This is a genomic window from Vibrio sp. 10N.222.49.C9 (genome assembly GCF_041474985.1).
GTDB classification, from domain to species: Bacteria; Pseudomonadota; Gammaproteobacteria; order Enterobacterales; family Vibrionaceae; genus Vibrio; species Vibrio crassostreae_C.
The window spans coordinates 1-276 of record NZ_JBFRVD010000116.1 but is presented as its reverse complement, the minus strand read 5'-3'; the positions used below and the strand labels follow the sequence as shown (position 1 = coordinate 276).

The 276-nt window shown below is 40.6% G+C and carries 1 protein-coding gene; it reads right to left on the bottom strand.

All coding sequences use genetic code 11. From position 1 onward, the window contains the following. Positions 1-15: 15 nt before the first annotated feature. A partial coding sequence (locus tag AB4585_RS22205; protein WP_170967451.1) for a transposase occupies positions 16-276 on the bottom strand: 261 nt, incomplete at its 5' end.

Below are 276 nucleotides of genomic sequence, written 5' to 3'. Positions count from 1 at the left end.
TACCAATCCGGAAAATTAACTGATCAGGTCAATCCAATCTCTTGTACACATTTTTGTGACGCGATCTTTGCACTCAAGAAATCCATTCCAAGCGCTACAGACCTTCGAAACAATATCGTTATAATCAATGAAGTTTTGGTTTGCTAGATAGTGTTGCCTTAACCAACTCCACACTTGCTCTATAGGGTTAAGCTCTGGTGAGTATGGCGGCAATTTGATAATACTGACATTATCAAATGGGTTAGCAATATCATCGGTATGCCATCCTGCGCCATC